Below are 20,052 nucleotides of genomic sequence, written 5' to 3'. Positions count from 1 at the left end.
TCTTTAGGGCTCTCCAGCCATTCTTAATCTTTAAACAGCGCGTATGCTGTACTAAAAAGCGTATTAATCAATGCAAATATCAGCGTAACACATTCCCAAATAGTGATACTTAAACACCAATTTACAAACCTAAACTGGCAGAGATTTCCAGCATTCTTTCAATTGGTTTTCTCGCCGCTACTATCGTTTCCATTGGTACAGTTACTTCAGGTGTTTCATTCTTTAAACACAAGTATAATTTCTCCAGCGTATTCCGTTTCATATACGGGCAATCATTGCAGGCACAATTGTTATTTGGTGGCGCAGGAATAAACGTTTTATCCGGACATGCTTTTTCCATTTGATGGATAATTCCACTCTCGGTTGCAACAATAAATTCTTTAGCATCACTGTTGATTGCGTACTTCAATAATCCGGTTGTTGAACCGATATAATCTGCCATTTGAAGTACCGCTTCCTCACACTCTGGATGGGCAATAAACTTTGCTGCAGGATGACGTTCTTTCAAGCGTGTAATTTTCTCTCTCGAGAAGATTTCATGCACCATACATGCACCATTCCAAAGCACCATTTCACGCCCGGTTTTCTTCGATACCCAGGCACCTAGATTCTTGTCGGGACCGAAGATAATCTTCGTATCTTTTGGTAAGCTTTCAACGATCTGCACAGCGTTGGTAGAAGTACAAACAATATCACTCAAAGCCTTCAATTCTGCACTGCAGTTTACGTAGGTAATCACAACGTGATCCGGGTATTTTTCCTTGAACTTTTTAAACAAGTGCGGCGGACAGCTATCCGCCAGGGAACAGCCAGCTTTCAAATCGGGTAAAAGCACCCGTTTTCCAGGCGAAAGGATTTTGGCAGTCTCTGCCATAAAATGAACCCCTGCAAAAACGATGATGTCAGCTTCTGTTTTGGCAGCCTCCTGCGATAAACCTAAACTGTCGCCAATGTAGTCGGCGATGTCCTGGATATCCGGCTCCTGATAGTAATGCGCCAGAATGATCGCATTCTTCTCCTTTTTCAGTTTTTCGATTTCTTCAAACAGATCCAAGGTCGGATCAATCTTTTCATCTGCAAAACCTTTAATATTTATTTCCTCTAAGGTATCCATTTTCAACAGTTCAATAAATTATAATTATTTAATATAAATAGGTTTCTATTGTTTATTAGTGTGTTAGTAATGTTTATAATCTCCAGAAAATTCTTTCGATTATTTGAGTTATTACAAAGTTATTAACAATTTATATAGGTTTTTATTTAATCTTTAGCCTGATTTTGAACGATATAAAAAACAACACCTAAACTTATCAATAGCTGAATGTGTATTATTTTTACGTTAAAAAAACGTTAATAACCCTGGCAAAGTTGCGCATAAATACTTTATAAAATTGTGTCAAATTGCCATTTTACCTTAGCTTTAAACAATCAAGAATAGTTGTTCTTTTTATTTATACAAATAATTAACAATGTTATCAACGTTGTTAACAATAGCCCGAATTACCATAAAGAATGAGAAAAGTAGATTTTTTAGTCATCGGATCAGGTATCGCGGGTTTGAGCTTCGCTTTGAAAGCTGCCCAACATGGAAAAGTACTGATCATTACCAAATCAAATGAAGATGAATCCAACACCAAATATGCCCAGGGAGGCGTGGCAGTGGTTGTAAATGAGGATGATTCGTTTGAAAAACACATTAAAGACACCCTGATTGCCGGTGATGGCTTATGTGATCCGGAAATTGTGGAAATCGTTGTTTCTGAGGGGCCTCAGCGGATTCAGGAGATTATCGACTACGGAACGCAATTTGACCGTGATCATCATGGTGTATACGATCTGGCGAAGGAAGGTGGGCACTCCGAGCATCGTGTACTACATTATAAAGATGTAACCGGCTATGAGATCGAGCGTGTACTCTTAAAACAAATTCACGAGAATAACAACATCGAAATATTAACACATTACTTCTGTTTGGAGTTAATAACTCAACATCACCTCGGTGAATTTGTGGACAAGAGCACAAAAGTTATTAACTGTTTCGGTGTATATGCCTTTAATACAGAGCGTAACGATGTGGAAAAGATCTTAGCAAGTGTAACGGTCATGGCTTCGGGCGGCGCTGGACATATTTATTCAAGTACAACAAATCCGGTGATCGCTACCGGCGATGGCATGGCCATGGTGTACCGCGCAAAGGGAAAATTGCGGAATATGGAGTTCATACAGTTCCATCCAACGGCACTTTACCACCCCGGAGAGTACCCTGCATTTTTAATTTCAGAAGCTGTTCGGGGCTTCGGCGGTGTGCTGCGGCGTAAGAACGGCGAGGAGTTTATGTATGAATATGACCCACGCGGATCGCTCGCTTCGCGTGATATTGTAGCCCGCGCAATCGATGCCGAGATGAAAAAATCCGGTGAAGACTTCGTCTACCTGGACATCACCCATCGCTCTAAAGATGACATTCTGGCACACTTTCCAAACATCTATGCGAAGTGTTTATCCATCGGAATAGACATGACCAAGGACTATATTCCGGTTACTCCAGCTGCACATTATATGTGTGGAGGTATATATGTAGATGCCTATGGGCGTTCTTCGATCAACAATTTATACGCCTGCGGCGAGACCTCATCAACAGGTTTACATGGTGCAAACCGCCTGGCTTCGAACAGTCTTTTAGAGGCACCCGTATTCGCCCATCGGATCTATTTAGATGCCATTCAGAAGTTCCAAAATAATGTGATTCCAGATAATATTCCGGAGTGGAATGACGAAGGGGTTACCCAATCAAATGAGGATATTTTAGTCACACATAATCTACGTGAAACACAAAAATTGATGAGCGATTATGTCGGTATTGTACGTTCGGATTTCAGATTAGATCGAGCAATGCGGCGATTATTTTTACTCTATGAAGAGACTGAAGAATTCTATAAAGCGAACAAAGTTTCCGTTAAACTTTGTGAATTAAGAAACGTTATTCAGGTAGCATTTTTAGTCATTAAATCTGCGAAGGCACGCAAAGAAAGTCGTGGTTTACATTATACGACAGACTATCCTTATCATGCCGAAACCATTCAAGATACCATCTTTTAAAAGACCACATTTATGCCAGTAATACTTCCCGTAGAAGACAAGAACCCCATCTGGGGAAACAACTGTTTTATTGCTCAAAATGCAACCATTGTAGGCGATGTAAAAATGGGTGATAACTGTTCAGTATGGTTCAATGCGGTGATCCGTGGTGATGTAAATTCCATTACGATTGGTCATGATACCAATATACAGGATGGCGCCGTGATCCACGCCACTTACCAGAAGGCTGCCACCGTAATTGGTAACCGCGTGTCTGTTGGCCACAACGCCATTGTACATGGCTGTACGCTTGAGGATAACATCCTCATCGGAATGGGCGCTATCGTAATGGATAATGCCGTTGTAGAGCCTTATTGCATCATTGCCGCAGGTGCAGTAGTCCTGGAGCATACACGTTGTGAGAGCGGCTTCTTATATGCCGGTATGCCTGCTAAAAAGATAAAGCCCATTACAGAGATGCAACGGGCTTTATTAGATAAATTACCTGATAACTATATTATGTACTCGGACTGGTTCCGCTAGCCGGCTCCTTAGGAATGGTCACCGTGGCCTTTCGATCCCAGTTGGCACGGATAGAAAGCTCCTGCGGTTCATTGTAGATCTGCTCCGGTAATTGTTTTAAACTTACCCTGCCGGTGTCCCAGATGCCATTTCCATTATTGTCGTACACCACGCGTAGAAAGTACTTGCCGGCACGGTAATTCGTGAAATTCAGCGTAGTGTCACGACGAATAACATGTTCTGATATCGTCTCTTTCTTTTCATTCGTAACCTGCACAACGTAACTTTTGTTGGCTTCCGGTACCTTTATGCTTAAACCAAGGCTTCCATAATCATCTGCACTGGCCAGCTCGAAGGCCTTGGTAAACTCCTTGTTCTTGGAATCAAACATTCCTGCAATCGCACCTGGATTAAACTTCATTTCATACTCCGTGCCTCGGTCCCAGGGAAACTGAACATAGTAGCTCAGGAAGTCTGCCGAATCCTTCAGCAGCTGGAAATTGGTTACCGCTACAGAGTCTTCCAGAAGTTGAATTTTAGTTCTGTCTATAGCTAACACCGGGGTAGGGAAGGTGAGGCGCAACCTTTTATTGGGGTTCAGTTGCCCGCCTTCAAGGTTATCTGCCGGCATCAGCGCCCGGGTATAAGTATCCTTTTTACCCCTGGTTAGCTTTACCGTTTGAAGCAGTTTACCGGCTTCTATGATCGAAACTTTGGTCGAATCAAAGCTTAAATCATTTAACCACACGCGCACAGAATCGTTAGTCTTGCTGAACTGGAACTGCTTTGAAGCATCCAGATTTGAAGGCTCTGTGACCACCACGGATGGCTGCCGGAGCTTTTGGTTCCAGGTGATCAGAATTGTTCCGTCAGGCGCAATTTTGCGGTCTATGATCCGGAATTCCTGTGGATCTTCTTTAAAGACTTTAATTTTAAGATCGCTGACATTTGCTTTCAAGACGATGGAGTCCGGCAAAAATCCGATCTCATCAGATACCTGCTGGTAGATTTTATCACTTGTTTTTTCCTTCAACGCGTATACTTTATAAGTATTCTCCCGCAGGTTATTCAGTTGGAACCTGCCCGAACTATCCGTCGTTGCGTAGATTGAAGGTTTGGCTTTTCCGATGATGGTGTCACGATCTATCGGGACAATAAAAGCAAGTGCATCTAAAATCGGTTCACCGGTAAGTGCATCCATAACTTGTCCGCTGATGGATAAAGAATCCAGTTTCGGCCCGGTCGCGAAAACGTAAGTGAAATTTTTGAGTACGTTGTTCTCATTGATGTCTGCAATAGACTTTCCAAAATTCAAGGTATAAGTAGTGTTTTTTTCCAGTGTGTCCTGAAAGCTGATCTCTAAGGCACGTTTCTTTATTTTCAACTGTGGCAAGCGTTCCATATCAGGGGAGACACTGAATTCCCGAAATTGATCGTTCAGCTTGAAATATTCGTCGAACTGAATGGTGATCGTTTTCGCATTGAAATTTGTGGTCAGATTTTCAGGGAGCATTTTCAAAACCTTCGGTGCGATGCTGTCGCGGGGCCCACCTTGTATGGTTTTCTGACTTGCACAGCCTCCAACCAGGAAAATTTGGTAAAAACCATATATAAAAATCAAGAGGAACTGCCAGGTTTTAAATTTCATTGTTTTTAGCTGTTTTAAGACGTTTTTAGTTGCTAGAATATAATCTGTTTAAAAATTTCAGAAAGTGGCGTATATCGAATAAAAATAGGTTGATTTCCAAGCACTACAAAATACGTTGTAGGTTACTGAAAATCAAGCTGTTAGGATTTATCTGCTGATGTGGACCATCAAAACAGAGATATCTGAAGGAGAAACACCGGAAATTCTGGATGCCTGACCCAGCGTTCTTGGTTTAATCTTCAATAATTTCTCTCTTGCTTCCTTCGAAAGGGAATTTAACTGCGAATAATCAAAGTCAGGATTGATGTCCTTGTCTTCCATCTTCTGCATTTTCGCTACGATCTCCTGTTCTTTCTCAAAGTAGCTGTCGTATTTAATTTTGATCTCAGCTTGTTCAACCGTCTCCTGGTCAAACTTGCTTAGCAACTCATTTAATGGTGCACTGACTTTTCTTACATCTTCAATAGAAACCTGTGGGCGGCTTAGGAGGCTGAAAAGTTTCACATTCTGGCTAATTGGACTCGTACCCAGCTCCTGCAACATGTCATTCGCTTGCGACATTTCAATGCCTTGCTTCCGACTGAAGGCAACGATCTCGTCCGAGTTCGCAACTTTTTGCTTTACAATATCCAAACGCTCATCACTGATCAAGCCAAGTTCGTGGCCAATAGGGGAGAGACGGATATCCGCATTATCCTGTCTTAGTAACAAACGGTGTTCTGCTCTGGAAGTGAACATACGGTATGGTTCTTCGGTACCTTTTGTGACCAGGTCATCTATCAATACACCGATGTACGACTCCGAACGCTTCATGATCAGCTCATGTTTGTCATTTACCTTCTGATGTGCGTTAATTCCAGCGATAAATCCCTGACTTGCAGCCTCTTCATAGCCAGTGGTACCATTAATTTGCCCGGCAAAGAACAAATTCTTGATTTTTTTGGTCTCTAAGGTTAAATCCAGCTGGGTAGGTGGAAAATAATCGTATTCAATCGCATATCCCGGGCGGAACATCTTGGCATTTTCAAACCCCGGGATTTGCGTCAATGCCCGGTATTGTACGTCTTCAGGCAGCGAGGTGGAAAATCCATTCACATAGATTTCTACGGTATTCCATCCCTCAGGTTCTACGAAGATCTGGTGACGGTCACGCTCTGCGAAGCGGTTTATTTTATCTTCAATGGATGGACAATACCTTGGACCAAGTCCTTTGATACGGCCGGTAAACATCGGTGATTTTTCGAATCCTTCTTTTAAGGTTTCGTGTACCTTGGAGTTGGTATAAGTGATCCAGCAGCAGCGTTGTTCTTTGGAACGTTCTACTTTTGTATAGGAGAATCTGCCCGGATTTTCATCACCCCATTGTTCTTCCATCACAGAATAATTCAGGGATCTGCCATCCACACGGGGAGGGGTTCCGGTTTTCATTCGACCCGCTTCGAAGCCCAATGAGGTAAGTTGTTCCGTTAAGCCTGTAGCTGATTTTTCACCAGTACGGCCACCGCCGAATTTCTTTTCGCCAATATGGATCAGACCATTCAGGAAAGTCCCATTGGTGAGCACTACGGATTTACCATGGATCTCTACGCCAATGGAGGTTTTTACACCACAAACAACATTATCTTTAATGATGAGGCTGCTCACCATATCCTGCCAGAAATCTACATTCGGTGTGCGCTCCAGTGCCAGTCGCCATTCCTCTGCAAAGCGCTTGCGATCATTCTGCGCACGCGGGCTCCACATGGCTGGACCTTTAGAAAGATTAAGCATTCTGAACTGTAGGGTAGTCTTATCAGCGATGATTCCGGAGTATCCGCCCATGGCATCAATCTCACGAACGATCTGTCCTTTTGCTACACCACCCATTGCCGGATTACAACTCATCTGTGCAATGGTCTCCATATTCATCGTTATTAAGAGCACTGAAGAGCCTAAATTTGCTGCGGCGGCCGCGGCCTCACAGCCCGCGTGTCCAGCGCCTACAACGATGACATCATACGTTTTAAACATGGTTTTTTGGGTTATGTTTCACGTGGAACTTAGGTGGAAGTACATGCTTTTTAAGCCCTTGTTCCACGTGCATTATTTCGATTTTAAATTCTTTAATAGGTTAAACAGGGATACTACAACCCAGACACTTTCCAAAATTACAAAGGGCATGAAGTTTATCATCCAGGCTGATATACCCGCTAATGCGGCACCAACGAGATTCATTAAACTATACCAGTTGCTCTCTACTTTAATGACCTTTAAGATCTGTAGCAGAAAGGCGACCAACAGAATGGTTACACCTGCAGTGGCTAAAATGTCTGATATGCTCATATCCTAGTTGTTTTTTTCTGATAGCTCGAGCCAGCGCTCCATCACCTGATCCAACTCGTTATTTAAGGACTGGATCTCTGCAGAAACGTTTTCAATTTCCTTGTAGTTGCTGCTGTCTATATCAGAAAGGGTGCTGGTAAGACTTACAATCTTATCTTCCAGCTTAGCGATCTTTGCCTCGGACTCTTCCAGTTCTTTCTGTTCTTTATAGCTCAGCTTCTTTGTATTTTCTTTAACTGCAGGAGTGGAGAGCGTAGCAGCAGCTTTCTTTTCCGTTTTCTCCTTCAGCTGCTCCAAACTTAAGCGGTATTCAGAGTAGTTCCCATTGTAGATATTAACCTCACCATTGCCTTCCATAATGAATAATTGCTCGCTCATTTTGTCCAGTAAATACCTGTCGTGTGATACCAGGATCAGTACGCCCGGGAAATTCTCCAGGAACTCTTCCAATACATTCAGCGTATCAATATCCAGATCGTTCGTAGGCTCATCCAGAATCAGGAAGTTTGGATTCTGCATCAATACCTTCATCAGGTGCAAACGCTTTTTCTCGCCACCGCTCAATTTCTCTACCATGCCGTGCTGCTTCTTCGGTGGAAACAAAAACAGGGTCAGCAACTGAGAAGCAGAGATCGTCTGACCATCGGCCATCTTGATGTATTCCGCATCAGATTTTACAATGTCAATTACCCGTTCCTTTTCGTTGAAGGCTAAACCACCTTGTTTATAATAACCATAAACAGTTGTTTCACCCACGCTAACTTTACCTTTTTCCGGCTGAAGAAATCCGGTGATGATATTCAGTAGGGTAGACTTACCAGTACCGTTTTTACCAGCTAAACCAATGCGGTCTGCACGCTTAAAAGTATAGGAGAAATCATTGATGATCTTCTTTTCATCAAAACTTTGCCCAATGTGTTCCAGCTCAAGAATCTTATTGCCCTGGCGAGCCATTTTAACATTTAACGTAATACTTTGATTTTCAGTATTCTGTTTCGTTCTGCTTTCCAGATCATAAAATGCATCTATTCTGGCTTGTGATTTTGTACCACGAGCCTGCGGCATTCTGCGCATCCACTCCAGTTCTTTTTTCAGGAGATTTTTATTCTTCTGGAAAGTAGCTTCATCAGAAGCTTCACGTTCAGATTTTTTCTCCAGGAAGTAGGCATAGTTACCATTGTAGGTAAAGGTTTTCCCTTTATCTAACTCTACAATCGTGTTGCAAACGTTATCCAGGAAATATCTATCGTGCGTAACCAGCAAAATGGTCTTGTTTCCAGAGGTCAGCAATTTTTCAAGCCATTCAATGGTATCAATATCCAGGTGGTTAGTTGGCTCATCGAGAATATAGAAGTCCGGATCTTCAATCAGCAGTTTCGCCAAAGCAAGACGCTTTTTTTGTCCACCGGAAAGGGTAGAGATCTGCTGCTGGAGATGCGTGATGCCCATACGACTGAGGATGGTCTTGATTTCATGTTCGTATTCCCAGGCATTATGCTCGCTTAGTTCTCCATACAAACGATTCAGATGATCTTCATCAGGATTTTCCTGCTCAATCAATTCCTCGTATTCTTTGATAAGCTGCTGTTGTTTGTTCTCCAGTGAGAAGATGAAATCACTGATTGAGAAACCTTCCGGGAAGGTCGGCTCCTGATCCAGGAATCCAATACGAACGGATTTATTCTTTACGATTTTTCCTTCCAGTGGAAGAAAGCGCTCGGCAAGCAATTTTAGCAGGGTGCTCTTACCTGCGCCATTTATTCCAACCAGCGCAACACGTTGCCCGGTCTGGATTCCTAAAGTTAATTTTTTAAATAGCCATTCATCATGATAAGCATGACCCAGGCCTTCAGCTGCAATTAATGTACTCAATGTGTGTTCTTAACGAAGTTTATATGCGAAATTACTACAAAAGTACACATTAAATTTTTGCATTCAGTTTCAGGCATTTAAGCAGAATGTAATTTTACTTCTGTCGCTTGTTGACCGACCTGTACCACCGCGCCAATAACCAAAATTGCGGGGTAACTGAGTCCTGCATTCTTCGCGGCTAACTCCAGCTTTCCAGCAGTGCAGATCACCTTCCTTTCCTGTGGCAAGGAGCCATGTTGAATAATCGCCGCAGGCATTTCTGAAAGTCCTGCCGAACGATAGACCTCAGCGATTTCACGCAATTTTTTCATGCCCATATAAATGACCACTGTAGCCTTGCTATTGATGGCACAGCTTAGGTCAGCAGATAAACAACCATCTTTTTTTGTACCGGTAATGACCCAGATGCTTTCACTTACCCCTCGATGGGTTAAGGGAATACCATGCAATCCCGTGGTCTGCATACTGCTGATCCCGGGCACGTAAAAACTTTTAATACCAAGGGCTGCCGCATATAGAACTTCCTCATAGCCCCGTCCAAAAATGTAGGGATCTCCACCTTTCAAGCGAACCACAACGCGATCCTGCAGACAATATGTGGCTATAAGTTGATGTATCTCTTCCTGCGGCATGTAATTTCCATAAGGTTGCTTACCTACATAGACCTTTTTACAGCTTTCTTTCGCAATTTCAAGTAAATCCCGGTTAATTAAGTTGTCAAACAAGATCACATCAGCATTTTTCAGTACTCTTTGTGCCTTAACCGTAATCAATTCAGGGTCTCCTGGACCTCCGCCAATTAAATATAAGCCATTTTCTAATTTTTTATGCATGATATTCAAAGTTTATCGGTTTTATAATTTGTGTTACCCTAAAACTATGTGTTTAAATTTGTAAAACATGATTTATATCATATTATTTCGGGTAAATGTTAAAAATAATTTGTTTTTATGCTTGTTAATGTCATAACTTACATTTAAAATCAATGGATTTTAAATTGTTAGATGCTTTTTACCGCCTTTTATCGGTTTAAAACTGATCGAGTAATGGATTTTAGGTGTAAATAACTGTGCTAAACCAAATATTTTCCTAATTCATGAACCAAAAGCCTGAAATATAAGGTCGGGTGAGAGAAATGTTATCATGAATGCTTTTTCAATTAAAAAATACTAATCAGATGAAAAAGGAAACTATAGTAGTTATCGGAAATGGCATGGTAGGCCATAAATTTTGCGAGAAGTTAATTGCAAAAACAACAGCTTTTAACATCATTGTATTTGCTGAAGAGTCCCGTCGTGCTTACGACCGTGTACATTTAAGCGAATTCTTCAATGGAAAATCTGCCGATGACTTAGCGCTTTGCAGTGCAGACTGGTATGCAGAAAATGGAATCACACTGTTTCTGAATGATGCGGTCAAGCAAATCGAACGGACACAGAAAATAATTCATTCCCGTTCGGGCATGATCATCCACTATGACAAACTGGTTATCGCCAGCGGTTCTGCGGCTTTCGTTCCCAATATCCCTGGCTTATCTAAGCCGGGCGTATTTGTATATCGGAATCTGGACGATTTAGAATTGATTCGAAGTTATGCGGAGAATACCAAAAATGCAGCTGTTATGGGAGGCGGTTTGCTAGGGCTGGAGGCTGCCAAAGCCCTGATTGATCTGGGCGTCCAAAAAACCAATGTCATTGAATTTGCCCCTCGTTTGATGCCCAGACAAATTGATGCCGCCGGCAGTGAGATGCTGGTTGCTAAGCTAAACGACTTAGGTCTTTCCATTCATCTTAATAAAAGCACGGTTGCTGTACTTGGTGAGCATCACATCACCGGACTACAGTTTAGTGATGATACTACGCTGGAAGTTGATATGCTGGTGATCTCGGCCGGCATCAAGCCAAGAGATGAACTTGCCAGACAATGTGGGTTGGAGGTAAGCAGTAGAGGAGGAATCATTGTTGATGATAAAATGCAAACCAGTGATCCGGACATCTTTGCCATAGGCGAATGTGCCATTTACCAACAGATGATCTATGGTCTGGTTGCTCCTGGATACGAAATGGCGGAAGTGCTTGCCGAAAATCTTAGCAGCGGTCATAAAACCTTCCATGGTTTTGATATGAGCACAAAACTTAAACTCATTGGAATTGACGTTGCAAGTTTCGGTGATCCAGCCATCAAAGAACCTGCATGCAGAACCATCATTTTTGAAGATACCCATAGGGGTACCTACAAACGCATCAACATCAGCAACGACGGAAAGTACCTCCTGGGCGGTATCCTGATCGGTGATGCCAGCGCCTATAACCTGCTGCTGCAAACGGTAAACAACAAGATTCTCTTGCCACCAAATCCAGAGGACCTGATTCTTGGGGCCAGGGGTGCAGGAGCTGCAGATCAAGCGCATGCAGGTATTGCTGCTTTGCCAGATGAAGCACTGATCTGTAGCTGTGAAGGCATCACCAAACTTCAAATCTGTGATGCCGTAACCACAAATTCATGTGAATCGGTAGATGCCTTAAAAAAATGTACCAAGGCTGGTACCGGTTGTGGTGGCTGTATTCCGATGGTAAAAGACTTATTGCTCCATACCATGAAAGCCAATGGTAAGTACGTCCGCAACATCATCTGTGAGCATTTCAGCTATAGCAGACAGGAATTGTATGATCTGATTCATATTCATGAGATCAAATCCTACAATGAAGTGCTTGACCATCTGGGTACCGGCGATGGCTGTGAAGTTTGCAAACCGCTGGTCGCATCGATCTTAGCAAGCTTATGGAAAGAAATGATCCTGGAGCGGGGTAATGATACTGCGCAGGACAGCAACGACCGCTTCCTCGCTAATATTCAAAAAGGAGGCTCATACTCTGTGGTGCCTAGAATTCCTGCGGGGGAAGTCACGCCGGAAAAACTAATCGTTATCGGGCAGGTGGCACAAAAATATAACCTCTACACTAAAATCACCGGAGGACAAAGAATCGATCTCTTCGGAGCACACCTTACGGATCTGCCGCTGATTTGGGAGGAATTGATCGCTGCAGGATTTGAAAGCGGACATGCCTATGGCAAGGGGCTGCGAACCGTCAAAAGCTGCGTTGGCAGCACCTGGTGCCGCTTTGGACTGCACGACAGTGTGAGCTTTGCCGTCAGAATTGAAGAACGTTACAAAGGGCTGCGAACCCCTCATAAGTTCAAAGGGGGTGTGAGTGGCTGCATCCGGGAATGTGCAGAAGCACAGGGTAAGGATTTTGGAATTATTGCGACCGAGAAAGGCTGGAATTTGTATGTCTGCGGTAACGGCGGCAGTAAACCACAGCATGCCAAGCTGCTCGCAACCGATCTGGACAGCGATACCTGTGTTCGATACCTGGACCGCTTCCTGATGTTTTACATGCGCACCGCAGATCCACTGGCCCGCACTGCCACCTGGCTCAACAAGATGGAAGGTGGTATCGACTATCTCCGTAATGTCATCGTGAACGACAGCATCGGCATGGCCGAGGTCTGGGAAAAGGAGATGGAGCAACAAGTGCAGCTATACAAATGCGAATGGAAGGAAGCGGTAGAAAATCCGGCCATCCGTAAAAGATTTAACCACTTCGTTAACGCACCGGGAGAGAAAGACCCATCCATAGCCTTCACTGAAATGCGGGGGCAGAAAAAAGCAGAATGGACCAAAGCCTAAAATCAACTTCATTTTTCAAACCTAAAAAACAGTATTATGAATGTAGCATGTGCCGAAGAAACCTATACCTGGATTGCAGCTTGCCAGGTAGATGATGCCGCCGAAAATGGTGGTGTATGTGTCAAATTTGGACAGGAGCAGATTGCGCTTTTCTATTTCACCCGCCGCCAGGAATGGTATGCGACACAGAACCAGTGTCCGCATAAGCAGCAGATGGCTTTAAGCCGGGGCATGATCGGCACCATGGGCGATCATCCCAAAGTTGCCTGTCCTTTTCATAAGAAAACTTTTTCCTTGGAAACGGGTGAATGCCTGAATGGCGATTGCGGTACCTTGAAGACCTATCCGGTAAGGGTTGAAGATGGTTTGGTTTACATCGGATTTACAAATTAGAACGACACCAGATGGATTATGTATCACCAAAAGAAGTGGCAGGCAACATGATGGCTGCTGCTGTATCGAAATCAGCACTTTCTATAAAAGACCTGCTGATCCGCGGAAGCATGTCAGGTGCCTTGCTGGGCATATCCGTGACGCTGGCAAATCTTGCAGCATCTCAAACCAAACTGCCTATGGCCGGCGCACTGGTTTTTCCAGTAGGGTTTGTCATCATTATTATCCTGGGTATGGAACTCGTAACCGGTAGTTTTTCGCTGATTCCACTCGCCTGGTTTGAGCAGAAGATTACGGCGAAAACGATGTTGAGCAACCTGTTCTGGGTCTTTACCGGCAATTTGCTGGGCAGCCTGGTATTTGCATTATTGTTCTGGAGCGCTTCTTCAGAAACTGGAACACTGACGGTTCTCGGTCCGATAGATAAAATGCTGGTTGCCGCCGCGGAACGGAAAACCACCGGCTATGCCAGCCATGGGGCCGCGGGATTGCTTACCGCATTTGTGAAAGCCGTATTGTGCAACTGGATGGTCTGCATGGGTGTGGTGATGGCCATGACTTCCAAGTCGACCTCCGGAAAAATCATTGCGGCAAGCATACCAATATTCATATTCTTCGCGCTGGGTTATGAGCACGCGGTAGTCAACATGTTTGTTATTCCTGCAGGAATGTTATTTGGCGCCAAGGTAAGCCTGGCAAGCTGGTGGCTGGACAATCAACTCATCGTTACCCTCGGGAACATCGTAGGTGGGCTGCTTTTCACAGGTATGGCAATCTACTATACGCATGGTAAGCCTGAGCAGAAAACAGTTCAAACACCATTAAACTTAAACTCCTGATAGATGAAGATTTTTACCCGGACGAGTGTTTTTGCTTTGCTGATCCTGTGTCCCGCGATAAGGCTGAAAGCGCAGTCTGCTGAAGGCATCAAGGCTAAAGCGCAACTATTCGATGGCTTGTTGGTAGCCGGATATCTGGATCATGGAGCCTTCATAAACTGCACAGGCCCCGCAATTAAGTTTAGCAAAAAGCCATATTGCGTAATGTTAGGTTTATTACCGGGCTTGCGGATAAAGGAGGACCAGGCTCCAGCTGAGGTTCCGAAAAATTCGGTGATCACGCCTTCTCTGGGCTTTGGATTAACAGCTTCCTTTAAACACCTTGCTTTGCAGTTGCCGTTGTATTACAACAGTAAAACTACCACCAAAGACGGTGTTTGGAAGGCAGGGCTAGGTTTAGGTTATAAGTTTTAAGGACCACTAATTAACTGGCTTTGCTAAGCAGTTGCAGTCCGTCGGTATTGATAATGCGGATTTTTTTACCAGACAGTTCAATCAGGTTTTCCTGGATCAGTTCATTCATGGTACGAAATACAGTTTCATAACTAGCACCGGTGAATGCGGCAAGATCCTGTCGACTCATATCAATGCTGATGCAGCCGTCCTCATCGACATCAAAGATGGATTGCAATTGAAGGAAAGCAGCCGCTAACCGGCCCTTCACAGACATGAGTGCCAGGTTTCGCATTTTCTCTTCCGATTCCCGAAGCTCTTCTGCATAGAACATCATGAGCTTAAAGGCAAAATCATGGTTTACACGCAGGGTAGACAGGAAAAAGTCTTTATCAATAAAACAGATGGTGCTGGCTTCAATTGCAGTAGCTGATATGGGGTAAACAGAAGCGCTTTCGCCCAGCGCCCGGTGCCCAAAGATCTTGCCTTTGGTTGCGAAACGGATGATAATGTCTTTGTCGCCCCACTGCTTATGTACTTTTACGCTGCCATCATAAACGAAATATACGCCGGTAACGGGATCACCTTCTTGAAAAATCGTTTCCCCTTTTCTAACCAAATAGTTTTTCTTATGGGCTTGGATTGCCGGTTGCCATGCCGGCAGTGCAAGTTGGCACATCAAACAGCGCTTCATATCACAAGGTGGGCTCTTTTTCATTTCTTTTCGTTAAACCGATGATGTCTCAGGGCGCATTACAGCGCATGCCAAGCTAAAATAAAAATTTGTAAAGCGCGAGCGTTGCCTCTAATAATTTGAGCCCTCCTGCAACGCTGACTCAGGAAAAAACAAGCAATGATACTGGCAGGTACCAGGTGGGAGGTCGAGCCGCCCTCAATCCGGCATCGAACCGGCCTCCAACCGGGGTTGATACGCCCTGATACCGGATCGATGCCGGGTGGAACCCAGATGGACACGGAATCAGCTATAATCCCTGTACTTAGCGATAATGAATTTTGCAATGCCGGCATCTAAGACTTACATTTAGAGGTAAACCGCTTAATTTATGCCAATCAATACGCTCCCAAACCCTCATCTAACAATGCTCCTTCATGGCGAACCCTGCTGTAACTATCGCATGATCATTAAACGAGATAAGCAGAACCTATGAATGCAGGATCATTCAGGATGTGTGCTCTACGAACAGTACGGCATATCATGAAATCACTTTTATGCACCTTGCTGATGCTCTTGCCGGCCGTAACCCATGCGCAGCAGGATAGTACGACAAACAAGAAAGGGGGAACCGTTGGACTTAAAAACCCTTTGGAAACTGGGAATGATGCACTTGTAAATGCGCCGAAATCGAAAACCGTTGACAAAATTGACGATGGTCAGAAAGGTTACTTTTATGCTGCTTTTAAGCTATCTGTTGAAGACCTTGCAACCTACGCTTTTGCCGATGAAGCCGAGGCACAGGATTATGAAACGAAAGAAGGCTTGATTTTAGATTTTGGTTACGGAAAGCAAATTAATAAACTCATGGGCATTGAAGCTGGCCTTGGAGCGTACTTTTTAAACCCACTTAATTTGTTCTATGATCACGAGGAAGATGAAGGATATGATGCCCTTGATATACAAAGCAGAGCCTTCTCTTTGCAGGTCAGGCCTTTTCTGACGTTTGATGTAGGGGCCGGTGCAAGCTTAAAACTTGGTGCAGGGCTGCTTTACCAGCAGTTGAATTCCTCAGGAAAATACTACCCCGATCAAGGGCAGGATAACACAAGCACGGCTTCGGGGCAGTCAAAGTCCAGTTATCGGTCCAGGTTCTTCCTGAATTACGAACCTTTCACCGGATTGGACTTCAAAATTAGCGATAAATGGGCAATAGGGCTTAACTTAACCTATGTGCGGATCAACTGGAACAGATCACTGGATGGTTTGCGGTTCAGCAATCAACCGGGTATTCAGCTTCCAGAACATCGTACCTCTATGGTATTCCTGGGGGCAAAGGTGGCTTTTAAGTAGTAGGCTTCAGTACCAGTTTCGCCAGGTAGAGATCTTCTTTCTCCGTCATGATCTTTTTGGCCACTTTACCCTTGTCGGGGTAACCCAGCAGATGCAATGTTCCATGAACCATCACACGGCAAAGTTCATCCATAAAATCATGCTTAAATTCCTTCGCATTTTCTTTGATCCTATCAATGCTGATAAATATATCGCCTACGATCGTTTTCAGGGCCTCTGAGTTATCAAAAGTGATCACGTCGGTATAAGTGTCATGATCGAGGTATTGTTGGTTTATACCCAATAAATATTCGTCAGAGCAGAAGATGAAGTTTAGTTCTTCCAGTACATAACCTTCCGCACTGATCGTTTCCCGAAGCCAGTTACGGATGATGGTCTTGTTTTTCAAGGTGAAGGAGATCTCTTCCGTAAAGAAGTGTATGGCAGCTTTGCTCATGGTATGCTAAAAATGCAAAGATAAAAAAAAAGCTCCCCGGAATTTCCGGGAAGCTTGTACGAATATGTTTAATGAAATCTAGATTACTTTAACATTGATCGCGTTCAAACCTTTTTTACCGCTTTCTACATCGTATTCTACTTTGTCGTTTTCACGGATTTCGTCGATAAGGCCTGTTGAATGTACAAAGATTTCGCTATCTCCGTTTGTTGGAATGATGAATCCGAATCCTTTTGTTACATTAAAAAATTTTACTGTTCCTTCTTGCATTGTATTATGTATTAAAAAATTAAGTGTGCAAGGTAGTCATTATTTGTTATAAACAAGTAAATGCTTGAATTTTTGAGGAATATAGAAATTATGTGACTTTTTTCCTACTTTTTCCCACTCACATTTAGGGTGATTTCAGAAGAATGTGGGATGCCCAGCGTGCTGCCAGGTTTCACGATCAGCAGGTTCTGTAAGTACACGTCAATGATGCCCTCCAATACCTTTTTTCTTTGCTCATGATATTCAGGCATATCATCCCGGAAGCTGTTCAGGTAGATCTTACCATGCTTGTCGACCACCGCCGTAAATGAGTAGCCAAAATCCTGATAAGCTTTTTCTATTTTAATGCGGTACTCGGGGAACAAATAGTCGTAAGACTCCGTTCTGCCGACCAATCGATCTACTGTACTTAGCTTCTTTACGCTGATGATCTTACTTTTTGGAGTGAACTGCACAGGAATGCGGCCCGCAAAAGCGCTATCGGCATTTGCCGGATTGCGGTCGGCCCGCGCAACAAGCTTGCGGATGAAAGCCGTATCAGCCGCGGTAGGCTTACGCAGTTCTTCAGGGGTTTTGTTGATCTTCTTAAGGTAATCTTCCGAATAATAGGTCATGAAAACATCCGAGCGGATGTCTTTCTCAATCACCCGGTTGGTGAGTTGCAGACGCTGCATGCGGATGCTGTCTTTGCTGAACCCTTTGATCCGGAACCACTCACCGGCGAAATTATAGACATCCCCGTGATCGTACATGAAGTAGAAGGACTGCATGATCTGCTTTTGCGGACTCCAGGCTTTCACTGTATCATTCGAGGCAAACTGTATGATCCAGCTGGGTTCCTGCTGAAAGCCGATATCAGAAAAGGAAAGCCCGTTACTGAAGCGACGCGTCACCTCATGGTATTTTATGCCAACGATCGGCGTAAAATCCAGTCTTTTTATGTCTTCTTTTTTCTTCTTTTCTTTCTTTGCATTTTTTTCAGGTGTGGAGTTACACGCACTAATTACCAATCCAACAGCTAAAAAATAAATCAGCGTTTTGAAATTTAACATTCTCTATAAACGGATTACACGTAAAAATAATGCCCGCAAGCGGGCAGGAGCTCAGATTCTCTTTTTTAAAGTTAGGACTTTATAAACGATTTCGTCATTTTGGAATAGTTTAAGGACTACATTTTTACCGTCTCCGGCTTTAAGCAGCTGCACAATGGTCTGCAGGTCCAGGCTGGTAACGGACTTGAAATTGATCTCCAGCAACTCGGTACCAGGACGTATACCCTGCTTTTCTGCAGGTGAATTTTCTTCAATGCGTTCGATGAAAAAGCGGTTTGACTTACCTTCTTCCATATAGACTTCCATGCCTGACATATCATGATCAAACGCGTTTTTCAATGCGCTATTTGGTTTAAGGTAAACCACACTGTTCCGGTAATCGTAAGTGATGTGAAAACGCCGCAGCAGCTCCGCTCCGATACTGCCATTTCGCCCGGTGGACATTACCTTTGCCGCACCATCGGCATAATCCGGGTAATTTGTTAATACGTCACTTAAGGTCACCCGGCCGATACTCAAATTATGAACGCGACCGATGTGTCCGCTGATCAAACCACCGAAGCCCATACCTAAGTTTGCAGTAATGTTGCTGTCGGGCAGGGGAAACTTCTGACCGGCTAAACTCTCCAGGGAAAGGGCGAAGCTGGCGCCACTGTCCATCAGGAGCCGGGCATTGAAGAGCCCCACGTTAGGTGCCATGACGGAGAGGTGCAGGTAAGGCTTGTTAAGGATCATCTCCATCGGTACCGCAAAACCTTTGATCTTCCGCTTCAGCTCGTGCCGGTAAAATTTCATCGTATGGCTGAAATAGTCTACATGGACCACAAAGCTGTTTAAAAAATAGTAGCCAATTAGACCATGTACATGTATACCCAGGAAGTTTGACAGGTTGAAGATATCGCTCTTTAGAATGGCCGTAGGCACATTATCCATCCTGGAGGCACCAACACTGACATCAATGGTGTTTGAAGAATAAGCTTCAATCATCTCACCCTGCCCGAGCCCGGAGATCTTCATCGGCCGTAGCTGCGAAAAATCCAGCGTGTCCAGAATGCTGGGGTCTGTGATGAGCAAAGGGGATACGCCGGTGTCGAGAATGAAGTTGAAGGGCCCTTTGTCATTGATGTAAACCGGGATCACAATCAGGTTTTTGATCAGCTGGAAGTTCATGGTTTGCTGCTTCCTTTTGCCTCTGAACTCAAATTGTTGTCCTTGTACTTCTGCAGGAGGCCATAAAAGCAGCAGCCAGATGACAAGCAGCCAATGGCAAATCCGAACAATAGCCAAAAATCCTAAAAGCATTAAGTAATTTAAGAATTTCAAAGGATACTTCATCTGCCGCTTTCCATAATTCTGCCACGCGGTTAATATCAGGCTCCATAGGATTTCCGGATCATCCATAAGCTTCCATGAAAAACTTGCCTTGATTTCAATTCATTTCCAGCCAGGCTATTTGCTGTGTAATAGGGTGTAAATGCCTGTAAACGTAGGCGGAAGAATCTTGTAAATC

At 43.9% G+C, this 20,052-nt stretch carries 18 protein-coding genes; 7 read left to right on the top strand and 11 right to left on the bottom strand.

All coding sequences use genetic code 11. From position 1 onward, the window contains the following. Nucleotides 1-121: 121 nt before the first annotated feature. Entirely contained in the window at nucleotides 122-1,114 is a 993-nt protein-coding gene (nadA, locus tag AC5WJX_RS02360) for a quinolinate synthase NadA (RefSeq protein WP_494483197.1), read from the bottom strand. A 398-nt stretch (nucleotides 1,115-1,512) separates the two neighbouring features. Here nadA and nadB point away from each other — a divergent pair, with 398 nt between their 5' ends. Together nadB and AC5WJX_RS02350 are read left to right on the top strand one after the other, a co-directional pair. Further along, on the top strand, nucleotides 1,513-3,099 hold the full coding sequence (gene nadB / locus AC5WJX_RS02355; protein WP_440428726.1) for an L-aspartate oxidase: 1,587 nt from the start codon (nucleotides 1,513-1,515) through the stop codon (nucleotides 3,097-3,099). Nucleotides 3,100-3,111: 12 nt separating this feature from the next. Next, nucleotides 3,112-3,621: a gamma carbonic anhydrase family protein gene (locus AC5WJX_RS02350; protein WP_494483196.1), complete on the top strand. Its 510-nt coding sequence runs from the start codon at nucleotides 3,112-3,114 to the stop codon at nucleotides 3,619-3,621. Here AC5WJX_RS02350 and AC5WJX_RS02345 read toward each other — a convergent pair. The 5 genes from AC5WJX_RS02345 to cobA form a co-directional block, all read right to left on the bottom strand. Beyond that, nucleotides 3,596-5,248 carry an Ig-like domain-containing protein gene (locus AC5WJX_RS02345; RefSeq protein WP_494483195.1) on the bottom strand — a complete coding sequence of 551 codons (1,653 nt, stop codon included), beginning with the start codon at nucleotides 5,246-5,248 and terminating at the stop codon, nucleotides 3,596-3,598. The two genes, AC5WJX_RS02350 and AC5WJX_RS02345, sit on opposite strands and share 26 nt — an antisense overlap. Before the next feature lie 147 nt (nucleotides 5,249-5,395). Then, the gene (mnmG, locus tag AC5WJX_RS02340; protein ID WP_440428729.1) at nucleotides 5,396-7,258 is read right to left on the bottom strand and encodes a tRNA uridine-5-carboxymethylaminomethyl(34) synthesis enzyme MnmG; all 1,863 of its coding nucleotides are present in this window, start codon (nucleotides 7,256-7,258) and stop codon (nucleotides 5,396-5,398) included. A 72-nt stretch (nucleotides 7,259-7,330) separates the two neighbouring features. Next, nucleotides 7,331-7,570: a CBU_0592 family membrane protein gene (locus AC5WJX_RS02335; RefSeq protein WP_494483194.1), complete on the bottom strand. Its 240-nt coding sequence runs from the start codon at nucleotides 7,568-7,570 to the stop codon at nucleotides 7,331-7,333. Between the two features lie 3 nt (nucleotides 7,571-7,573). After that, nucleotides 7,574-9,442, bottom strand: a complete 1,869-nt coding sequence (locus AC5WJX_RS02330; RefSeq protein WP_440428731.1) for an ABC-F family ATP-binding cassette domain-containing protein — start codon at nucleotides 9,440-9,442, stop codon at nucleotides 7,574-7,576. 77 nt (nucleotides 9,443-9,519) lie between these two features. Further along, nucleotides 9,520-10,275, bottom strand: a complete 756-nt coding sequence (gene cobA, locus AC5WJX_RS02325; protein ID WP_494483193.1) for a uroporphyrinogen-III C-methyltransferase — start codon at nucleotides 10,273-10,275, stop codon at nucleotides 9,520-9,522. Between the two features lie 344 nt (nucleotides 10,276-10,619). On the opposite strand from cobA, the gene nirB reads away from it, so the two are divergent. The 4 genes from nirB to AC5WJX_RS02305 are packed head-to-tail and all read left to right on the top strand — an operon-like array spanning nucleotide 10,620 to nucleotide 14,779. Further along, a complete protein-coding gene (gene nirB / locus AC5WJX_RS02320) occupies nucleotides 10,620-13,133 on the top strand; it encodes a nitrite reductase large subunit NirB (RefSeq protein ID WP_494483192.1) in 2,514 nt (837 codons plus the stop codon). Nucleotides 13,134-13,169: 36 nt separating this feature from the next. Beyond that, nucleotides 13,170-13,526 carry a nitrite reductase small subunit NirD gene (gene nirD, locus AC5WJX_RS02315; RefSeq protein ID WP_440428734.1) on the top strand — a complete coding sequence of 119 codons (357 nt, stop codon included), beginning with the start codon at nucleotides 13,170-13,172 and terminating at the stop codon, nucleotides 13,524-13,526. 11 nt (nucleotides 13,527-13,537) lie between these two features. Then, entirely contained in the window at nucleotides 13,538-14,365 is an 828-nt protein-coding gene (locus AC5WJX_RS02310) for a formate/nitrite transporter family protein (protein ID WP_494483191.1), read from the top strand. 3 nt (nucleotides 14,366-14,368) lie between these two features. Further along, on the top strand, nucleotides 14,369-14,779 hold the full coding sequence (locus tag AC5WJX_RS02305) for a hypothetical protein (protein WP_494483190.1): 411 nt from the start codon (nucleotides 14,369-14,371) through the stop codon (nucleotides 14,777-14,779). Nucleotides 14,780-14,789: 10 nt separating this feature from the next. On the opposite strand, the gene AC5WJX_RS02300 is transcribed toward AC5WJX_RS02305, so the two are convergent. Then, nucleotides 14,790-15,476: a Crp/Fnr family transcriptional regulator gene (locus AC5WJX_RS02300; RefSeq protein ID WP_494483189.1), complete on the bottom strand. Its 687-nt coding sequence runs from the start codon at nucleotides 15,474-15,476 to the stop codon at nucleotides 14,790-14,792. Between the two features lie 498 nt (nucleotides 15,477-15,974). Here AC5WJX_RS02300 and AC5WJX_RS02295 point away from each other — a divergent pair, with 498 nt between their 5' ends. Continuing rightward, nucleotides 15,975-16,784: a putative outer membrane beta-barrel protein gene (locus AC5WJX_RS02295; protein WP_494483188.1), complete on the top strand. Its 810-nt coding sequence runs from the start codon at nucleotides 15,975-15,977 to the stop codon at nucleotides 16,782-16,784. Here the strand turns inward: AC5WJX_RS02295 and ybeY are convergent. From ybeY to AC5WJX_RS02275, 4 genes are all read right to left on the bottom strand, one after another. Beyond that, nucleotides 16,777-17,220 (bottom strand): rRNA maturation RNase YbeY, encoded by a 444-nt coding sequence (gene ybeY, locus AC5WJX_RS02290; protein WP_494483187.1) that lies wholly within the window; start codon nucleotides 17,218-17,220, stop codon nucleotides 16,777-16,779. The two genes, AC5WJX_RS02295 and ybeY, sit on opposite strands and share 8 nt — an antisense overlap. A 78-nt stretch (nucleotides 17,221-17,298) precedes the next feature. Beyond that, a complete protein-coding gene (locus AC5WJX_RS02285) occupies nucleotides 17,299-17,490 on the bottom strand; it encodes a cold-shock protein (RefSeq protein WP_188625455.1) in 192 nt (63 codons plus the stop codon). Between the two features lie 104 nt (nucleotides 17,491-17,594). Further along, nucleotides 17,595-18,542: a hypothetical protein gene (locus AC5WJX_RS02280; RefSeq protein WP_440428740.1), complete on the bottom strand. Its 948-nt coding sequence runs from the start codon at nucleotides 18,540-18,542 to the stop codon at nucleotides 17,595-17,597. A gap of 51 nt (nucleotides 18,543-18,593) precedes the next feature. Further along, nucleotides 18,594-19,943: an aspartyl protease family protein gene (locus tag AC5WJX_RS02275; RefSeq protein ID WP_494483186.1), complete on the bottom strand. Its 1,350-nt coding sequence runs from the start codon at nucleotides 19,941-19,943 to the stop codon at nucleotides 18,594-18,596. Nucleotides 19,944-20,052 lie beyond the last annotated feature (109 nt).

It is taken from the genome of Pedobacter sp. NEAU-ZC8 (genome assembly GCF_059278965.1).
Note: the sequence above shows the minus strand (reverse complement) of the source record. Positions and strands in the feature narration are given on the sequence as shown.